The organism is Pseudomonas sp. JV241A, from assembly GCF_900275665.1.
In the GTDB taxonomy this organism is placed as follows: domain Bacteria; phylum Pseudomonadota; class Gammaproteobacteria; order Pseudomonadales; family Pseudomonadaceae; genus Aquipseudomonas; species Aquipseudomonas wadenswilerensis.
This window is the reverse complement of the sequence record NZ_OPYO01000012.1, coordinates 118,067-124,583: the sequence shown is the minus strand read 5'-3', so window position 1 is coordinate 124,583 and position 6,517 is coordinate 118,067. Positions and strand designations below refer to the sequence as shown.

General features: G+C 64.2%; 8 protein-coding genes. 6 read left to right on the top strand and 2 right to left on the bottom strand.

Translation table 11 applies throughout. From position 1 onward, the window contains the following. Both JV241A_RS06610 and JV241A_RS06605 read right to left on the bottom strand, forming a co-directional pair. A partial coding sequence (locus JV241A_RS06610; protein WP_134061647.1) for a patatin-like phospholipase family protein occupies positions 1 to 929 on the bottom strand: 929 nt, incomplete at its 3' end. Between the two features lie 103 nt (positions 930 to 1,032). Continuing rightward, positions 1,033 to 1,965, bottom strand: coding sequence for a lipid A biosynthesis lauroyl acyltransferase (locus tag JV241A_RS06605; protein WP_115085795.1), 933 nt, complete (start codon positions 1,963 to 1,965; stop codon positions 1,033 to 1,035). Positions 1,966 to 2,077: 112 nt separating this feature from the next. On the opposite strand from JV241A_RS06605, the gene minC reads away from it, so the two are divergent. From minC to JV241A_RS27420, 6 genes are all read left to right on the top strand, one after another. Next, positions 2,078 to 2,836: a septum site-determining protein MinC gene (gene minC / locus JV241A_RS06600; RefSeq protein ID WP_115085794.1), complete on the top strand. Its 759-nt coding sequence runs from the start codon at positions 2,078 to 2,080 to the stop codon at positions 2,834 to 2,836. A 97-nt stretch (positions 2,837 to 2,933) separates the two neighbouring features. Beyond that, the gene (minD, locus tag JV241A_RS06595) at positions 2,934 to 3,746 is read left to right on the top strand and encodes a septum site-determining protein MinD (protein ID WP_045195453.1); all 813 of its coding nucleotides are present in this window, start codon (positions 2,934 to 2,936) and stop codon (positions 3,744 to 3,746) included. A 3-nt stretch (positions 3,747 to 3,749) separates the two neighbouring features. Then, the gene (gene minE / locus JV241A_RS06590; RefSeq protein ID WP_010224188.1) at positions 3,750 to 4,004 is read left to right on the top strand and encodes a cell division topological specificity factor MinE; all 255 of its coding nucleotides are present in this window, start codon (positions 3,750 to 3,752) and stop codon (positions 4,002 to 4,004) included. 108 nt (positions 4,005 to 4,112) lie between these two features. Further along, complete coding sequence (locus JV241A_RS06585) at positions 4,113 to 4,748, top strand: RluA family pseudouridine synthase (RefSeq protein WP_115085793.1); 636 nt, start codon at positions 4,113 to 4,115, stop codon at positions 4,746 to 4,748. A gap of 121 nt (positions 4,749 to 4,869) precedes the next feature. Continuing rightward, the gene (locus tag JV241A_RS06580; protein ID WP_115085792.1) at positions 4,870 to 6,159 is read left to right on the top strand and encodes a M18 family aminopeptidase; all 1,290 of its coding nucleotides are present in this window, start codon (positions 4,870 to 4,872) and stop codon (positions 6,157 to 6,159) included. Positions 6,160 to 6,319: 160 nt separating this feature from the next. Further along, positions 6,320 to 6,484, top strand: a complete 165-nt coding sequence (locus JV241A_RS27420; protein ID WP_166675657.1) for a hypothetical protein — start codon at positions 6,320 to 6,322, stop codon at positions 6,482 to 6,484. The last annotated feature ends 33 nt before the right edge of the window (positions 6,485 to 6,517 follow it).

Sequence of the window (6,517 nt, the reverse complement as noted above, 5' to 3'; positions counted from 1 at the left end):
GCCCGAGCACCTGGAACGACCGGCGCCAGGCCCAGGCGCCGGCGTTCCAGGTGCTCGGGCATCAAGTGGCTGAGATGATTGAGCCGCTGCAGCAGTTCGATATCGTCTTCCAGGCTGTCAATGAAGGTGCTGTTGAGCATGTGCCCGCCGATCTGCGCCAGGCTCGGTTGCTGACCGCTGAAGATGCGCTGGCGCATCTCGCCTTCATTGGGCCGCTGCGGGTTGCCGCTGACCCCGACCACCAGCACCCGACTGGCCCCTAGATGCAGCGCCGGGCTGATCGGCGCCGACTGGCGCACCGCACCGTCACCGAAGAACTCCTCACCGAGCTTGACCGGCGCGAACAGCAACGGGATCGCCGAACTTGCCAGCAGGTGCTCGACGCGCAGGCGGGTCGGCAGGCCGATACGCCGGTGGCGCAGCCAGGGGTCGATGGCGCCTCTGCCCTGGTAGAAGGTCACCGCCTGGCCGGATTCGTAACCGAAGGCCGTCACCGCCACGGCACGCAAGTGCTGTTGCTCGATGGCGTGGCCGATGCCGTTCATGTCCAGGTGTTCGCTGAGCAGCTTGCGCAAGGGTGAGCTGTCGAGCAGCGCCACCGGCACCGGTGCGCCGAGGCCGAGCAGGCTATGGCCGACGAAGCGGCTGGCCTGGCGGATTACCCCAGGCCAGTCGCTGCGCAGCACCTGATGGCTGCGAAAGCCCTGCCAGAAGCTGGTCAGGCGGCGGATTGCGTCGGCAAAGTGCAAGGCGCCGCTGGCCAGGGTCACGGCATTGATGGCGCCCGCCGAGGTGCCGACGATCACCGGGAAGGGATTGGCCGCGCCCGGCGGCAGCAGGTCGGCGATGCCGGCCAGCACACCGACCTGGTAGGCAGCGCGGGCGCCACCGCCGGAGAGGATCAAGCCGGTGATCGGTTTTGCTGCCATGGGTTCCTCCCGCCAATTGTGTCGCCCCTATCGCCGGCAAGGCCGGCTCCCACAGGTTCAGGGCTGGCTCGACCCTGTGGGAGCTGGCTTGCCAGCGATAGCCTCAACGCCGTTTTTCGTAGAGCTTGGGCGCCCCCGGGGGCCGCGACTTGAAGCGCCGGTGCGCCCACAAGTACTGCTCCGGACACTCGCGCAGCGCAGCTTCAATCCACTGATTGATGCGCAGGCAATCGGCCTCTTCGGTCTCGCCGGGGAAGTCCGCAAGCGGCGGATGAATCACCAGCCGGTAACCGCTGCCGTCGGCCAGGCGCTGCTGGGTGAAGGGAATCACCCGCGCCCTGCCCAGCCGGGCAAACTTGGTGGTGGCGGTAACGGTCGCCGCCTCGATACCGAACAGCGGCACGAACAGGCTCTGCTTGGCACCGTAGTCCTGGTCGGGTGCGTACCAGATGGCGCGTCCGGCGCGCAGCAGCTTGAGCATGCCGCGCACGTCCTCACGCTCCACCGCCAGCGAATCGAGGTTGTGCCGCTCGCGGCCCCGACGCTGGATGAAATCGAACACCGGGTTGCCGTGCTCGCGGTACATGCCGTCGATGGTATGTTCCTGGCCCAGCAGTGCGGCGCCGATCTCCAGGGTGGTGAAGTGCAGGGCCATGAGAATGGCACCCTGGCCATCACGCTGGGCAGCCTGCAGGTGTTCCAGCCCTTCGATGTGCGCCAGGCGCGCCAAGCGGGCCTTTGGCCACCACCAGCTCATGGCCATTTCGAAGAAGGCGATGCCGGTGGAAGCGAAATTTTCCTTGAGCAGACGCTGCCGTTCGACGGACGGTAGTTCGGGGAAACACAGTTCCAGGTTGCGCGCCGCAATGTAGCGGCGCTCGCCGGCCACCCGGTACATCAGCGCCCCCAGGGCACGGCCGATCACCAGCAATGCCCGGTACGGCAGCTGCACGATCAGCCACAGCAGGCCCAGTCCCAGCCACAGCAGCCAGAAGCGCGGGTGCAGAAAGTAACGACGAAAACGCGGGCGATCCATTAAAGATTCCGGAAAGACAAGGGCCGGGCATTCTACAACGGTTCGGCACGGGTTGCGGCCAACCGGTGTTCTCGTTATAAGTCTGGGCACTTTTTCGTAACAAGCCGCCCTAATGCAGACCATGAGCCAATCCCAAACGCCAGACCAAGACCCCGTGTTCCAGCTCAAGGGCAGCATGCTCGCCATTACCGTGCTCGAGCTTGCCCGGAACAACCTCGAAGGCCTCGACCGGCAGTTGGCGGCCAAGGTGGCCCAGGCACCGAATTTCTTCAGTAACACCCCGCTGGTGCTGGCCCTGGACAAGCTCCCGGCCGGCGAAGGCGCGGTCGACCTGCCCGGGCTGATGCGCGTCTGCCGCCATCACGGCCTGCGCACCCTGGCCATCCGCGCCAGCCGTATCGAAGACATCGCCGCAGCGATCGCCATCGACCTGCCGGTGCTGCCACCGTCCGGCGCCCGTGAGCGGCCGCTGGAGCCAGAGCCGGAAGTGAAGAAGCCCGAGCCTGCGCCAGCACCGCCGCCCCCGCCTGAACCGTCCATCCGCCCGACCAAGATCATCACCACGCCAGTACGTGGTGGCCAGCAGATCTACGCCCAGGGCGGCGACCTGGTCGTGGTGTCGTCGGTCAGCCCGGGGGCGGAACTTCTCGCCGATGGCAACATCCATGTGTACGGTGCAATGCGAGGACGGGCACTGGCCGGGATCAAGGGCAACACCCGCGCGCGGATCTTCTGCCAGCAGTTGACCGCCGAGATGGTCTCGATCGCCGGGCAATACAAGGTCTCCGAGGACTTGCGCCGCGATCCGCTGTGGGGGGCCGGGGTGCAGGTCAGCCTGTCCGGTGACGTGTTGAACATCACCCGTCTTTAACGGATACTTGCCGCCATTTTCTGCGCAACTTTTTTCGATGTTGCCGTTTTTTGTATTTTTAGGGACTCGACGTCCTTTTCTTTAGGGGTGAAACACCTTGGCCAAGATTCTCGTGGTTACATCCGGCAAGGGTGGTGTGGGTAAGACCACCACCAGCGCCGCTATTGGTACCGGCCTCGCACTGCGCGGCCACAAGACTGTCATCGTCGACTTCGACGTCGGCCTGCGTAACCTCGACCTGATCATGGGCTGCGAACGCCGCGTGGTGTACGACTTCGTCAACGTGGTCAACGGCGAAGCCAACCTGCAGCAAGCGCTGATCAAGGACAAGCGCCTTGAGAACCTCTACGTGCTGGCCGCCAGCCAGACCCGCGACAAGGACGCGCTGACCCAGGAAGGCGTGGAAAAAGTCCTGATGCAGCTCAAAGAGGACTTCGAATACGTGGTCTGCGACTCGCCGGCCGGTATCGAGAAAGGCGCCCACCTGGCCATGTACTTCGCGGACGAAGCGATCGTCGTGACCAACCCGGAAGTCTCCTCGGTACGTGACTCGGACCGTATGCTGGGCCTGCTGGCGAGCAAATCGCGCCGCGCCGAACGCAACGAAGACCCGATCAAGGAGCACCTGCTGATCACCCGCTACCACCCGGAGCGCGTCAGCCAGGGCGAAATGCTCGGCGTCGAAGACGTCAAGGAAATCCTCTCGGTGGCCCTGCTGGGTGTTATTCCGGAATCCCAGGCGGTGCTCAAGGCATCCAACCAGGGTGTACCGGTGATTCTTGACGACCAGAGCGATGCTGGCCAGGCCTATAGCGATACCGTTGACCGCCTGCTGGGCAAAAACGTGGAACATCGGTTCCTTGATGTGAAGAAGAAGGGATTCTTCGAGCGCCTGTTTGGAGGCAACTAACCAATGAACCTTTTTGACTTCTTTCGTGCCAGCAAAAAAGTAAGCACCGCCTCGGTCGCGAAAGAGCGTCTACAGATCATCGTGGCGCACGAGCGCGGTCAGCGCAGTACTCCGGACTACCTGCCAGCCCTGCAGAAGGAACTGGTGGAAGTGATCCGCAAGTACGTCAACATCGGCTCCGATGATGTGCAGGTCGCTCTGGAAAACCAGGGCAGCTGCTCGATCCTGGAACTCAACATCACCCTGCCCGATCGCTGATAGCGTTTTCCGGCACCCTGTGGGAGCGGGCTTGCCCCGCGATAGCGATCTGTCAGTCATATCGCATCGCGGGGCAAGCCCGCTCCCACAACTATTTTGGAACACGCAATGCCGCTGTCCAACGTTCACATCCTGCATGAAGATGACGCCATCCTGGTGGTCAACAAGCCGACCCTGCTGCTGTCCGTGCCGGGCCGGGCCGAAGACAACAAGGATTGCCTGATCACCCGCCTGCAGGAAAACGGCTACCCCGATGCCCTGATCGTCCACCGCCTGGACTGGGAAACCTCGGGGATCATCCTCCTGGCCCGCGACGCCGACAGTCACCGCGAACTGTCCCGCCAGTTTCACGACCGCGAAACCGAGAAGGCCTACACCGCCTTGTGCTGGGGCCAGCCGGCGCTGGACAGCGGCAGCATCGACCTGCCGCTGCGCTACGACCCGCCGACCAAGCCGCGGCACGTGGTCGACCATGAGCAAGGCAAGCATGCCCTGACCTTCTGGCGCATCGTCGAGCGTTGTGGCGATCATTGCCGGGTTGAGCTGACGCCGATCACCGGGCGCTCGCACCAGTTGCGCGTGCACATGCTGTCGATCGGTCACCCGCTGCTCGGCGATCGCCTGTATGCCTATCCCGAGGCGCTGGCGGCCCATGAGCGGCTGTGCCTGCATGCGAGCATGCTGAGCTTTACCCATCCGGTTTCCGGGGAGCGGCTGCGCTTCGAGTGTCCGGCGCCGTTCTGACGGCGCCAGCGGCAAGCTTCAAGCTTCAAGCTTCAAGCAGTCACCCTGCATCGAGTTGCGCCGCCTCTTGCAGCTTGCAGCTCACCCGCTAAAATGCCGCCACTGCTGTCTGGAGTGACCTATGCGCGATGCACTGAATCAAGGCCTGATCGACTTCCTCAAGGCCTCCCCTACGCCGTTCCATGCCACCGCCGCCCTGGCCCAGCGCCTCGATGCCGCCGGTTACCAGCGCCTGGACGAGCGCGACAGCTGGGCCACCGTGGCCGGCGGTCGCTACTACCTGACCCGCAACGATTCCTCGATCATCGCCTTCAAGCTCGGCCGTCACTCGCCGCTGCTCGACGGTATCCGCCTGGTCGGCGCCCACACCGACAGCCCGTGCCTGCGGGTCAAGCCACAGCCCGAGCTGCAACGCCAGGGCTTCTGGCAACTGGGCGTGGAAGTCTACGGCGGCGCCCTGCTCGCACCGTGGTTCGACCGTGACCTGTCGCTGGCCGGGCGGGTAACCTTCCGCCGTGACGGCAAAGTCGAAAGCCAGCTGGTCGATTTCAAGCTGCCGATCGCGGTGATCCCGAACCTGGCGATCCACCTCAACCGCACCGCCAACGAAGGCTGGGCGATCAACCCGCAGACCGAACTGCCGCCGATCCTGGCCCAGGTCGCCGGTGACGAGCGCGTCGATTTCCGCGCCCTGCTTACCGACCAACTGGCCCGTGAGCACGGCCTGAACGCCGATGTGGTGCTGGACTACGAACTGAGTTTCTACGATACCCAGAGCGCCGCTCTGATCGGCCTGCACGGCGAGTTCATTGCCGGCGCCCGCCTGGACAATCTGCTGTCCTGTTATGCCGGCCTGCAGGCACTGCTCACTGCCGACAGCGATGAAACCTGCGTGCTGGTGTGCAACGACCACGAAGAGGTGGGCTCTTGCTCGGCCTGTGGCGCCGACGGCCCGATGCTCGAACAGACCCTGCGCCGCCTGCTGCCCGATGGCGACGACTTTGTCCGCGCGATCCAGCGCTCACTGCTGGTCTCGGCCGACAATGCCCACGGCGTGCACCCCAACTACGCCGACAAGCACGACGGCAATCACGGCCCCAAGCTCAATGCCGGCCCGGTGATCAAGGTCAACAACAACCAGCGCTACGCCACCAACAGCGAAACCGCCGGCTTCTTCCGCCACCTGTGCATGGCCGAGGAAGTGCCGGTGCAGAGCTTCGTGGTGCGCAGCGACATGGGCTGCGGCTCGACCATCGGCCCGATCACCGCCAGCCACCTGGGCGTGCGCACCGTCGATATCGGCCTGCCGACCTTCGCCATGCACTCGATCCGCGAGCTGTGCGGCAGCCATGACCTGGCGCACCTGGTCAAGGTGCTGACGGCGTTCTATCGCAGCCGCGACCTGCCGTAACTGCGCGGCGCCTGCATCGCTGGCAAGCCAGCTCCCACATGCCGAACCTGTGGGAGCTGGCTTGCCAGCGATGAGGCCCGCCAGCCTGACCCCGATCAACCCTCCCCCCGGCGAATCCCGCTATGCTTGAGCCATAACTCTCAAGTAAGGACCTTGCCGCATGTCAGCCTTTGCCTCTCTGTTCCTTCCGGTCATCGCCGGCCTGATCCTGCTGACCGTGGGCTTCAACATGCGCGATCGCAATATCGGTGTACTGATGATGTGGGTCGGTACCCTGGGCATGATCGGCATCATGTGCTGGAAGATCCTCGAGAAACTCAACTGACAAATACACTACACTCGGGCGATTGATCGTTTT